The following is a 1,145-nucleotide window of genomic DNA, read 5'->3' on the forward strand; positions in this document are numbered from 1 at the left end:
TCCCGGGCCACCAGTTCCATCGTCCGGAAGGTCGGCTTCGGGTTCGCCAGTGGGTCGCCGGGACCGGCGATCCCCAGCACGCTCATCTGCTTGATCTCGCTGGCCACCAGCTTGACCTTGGCGAGGGCGTCCTCGGGGGACAGCAGGGTGCTGGTGACGCCGGGACGGCTCTCGTTGGCGCAGTCGAACTTGCGGTTGCAGTAGTTGCACTGGATGTTGCAACCCGGGGCGACCGCCACGTGCATCCGGGCGTAGTACTGGTGGGCCTCGGCGCTGTAACAGGGATGGTTGGCGATCTTCTCCGCAATCTCCGGGTCCCGCACCGGAGCGCTGGTGCCACAGCTGGACTTGCTCGCGCAGCCGGCGGCGGTGTCGGGCGCCAGCTCGGTGGCCTGCCGGGGGATCTCGCCTGCCAGGTCGGTGGGCAGCAGCGGCAGGCTGACGGGGGTTGCCTTCACGACCGCCCTTCCTTCCCCCGGGCGGTCGCCGTGCCGGTCGCCGGAGCGGTCGCAGAGGAGGTCGCGGTGGTCGCGGTGGTCGCCGCGGCGGGTGCGGCGGTGCCGGCGGCGACAGCCGCCGCCTGCTGCCACTGCTCGGGGGAGACGAGCTCACGTTCCAGCGCGCCGACGATGCGGCCGTGGTCGAACGCCACCGCGTACACGATGTGTTCCTGCAGGTAGAGGCCGACGTTGATGACCTGGCCACGGGTGCCGGCCTCGACGAGGATCTCACCGACAGCGATCGCCGGGTCCGGGTACGTGCCGTCGTTACGCAATGCCTTGACGGCGACCACGAGGTCGCCGACGTCGTAGGTACTGTTCATCGGGTTCCACCCAGGTAGTCGGTGGACGTGGCGGCGTGGTGCGGCCAGGCGGACTGGGACGGCTCCACCGGGTCGGACGGCCCCGACGGCTGGGGCACCGTCGGGGCCAGCCGCTCGACGGTGATCGACGACGCGGGCACGAACGACTCCTGCGGCGCGCGGTCCTGCAGCACCTTGAACAGGCGATGGTCCAGGGCGGAGGCGGCGGTGAAGGCCTGGTAGGAGCGGACAAGCGCGTCGCGGTACTCCCGCAGCAGCTCCACCGGGTTCCCGACCTCGGTCCGGGTGTTGTGCAGCTCGACCAGCTGGTTGGCGAAGTACC

Annotated in this window: 2 protein-coding genes and 1 pseudogene; all 3 read right to left on the reverse strand. The window is 70.6% G+C overall.

Going from position 1 to position 1,145, the window contains the following annotated elements; all coding sequences use genetic code 11:
- Window positions 1-458 (reverse strand): annotated as a pseudogene (locus ACY45C_RS06495) (nitrogenase cofactor biosynthesis protein NifB); the annotation flags it as partial.
- Entirely contained in the window at window positions 455-823 is a 369-nt protein-coding gene (locus ACY45C_RS06500) for a nitrogen fixation protein NifZ (protein ID WP_462186738.1), read from the reverse strand. The pseudogene ACY45C_RS06495 and the gene ACY45C_RS06500, both read right to left, overlap by 4 nt.
- A partial coding sequence (locus ACY45C_RS06505; protein WP_462186739.1) for a nitrogenase-stabilizing/protective protein NifW occupies window positions 820-1,145 on the reverse strand: 326 nt, incomplete at its 5' end. The genes ACY45C_RS06500 and ACY45C_RS06505, both read right to left, overlap by 4 nt.

It is taken from the genome of Frankia sp. CcWB2 (assembly GCF_977927585.1).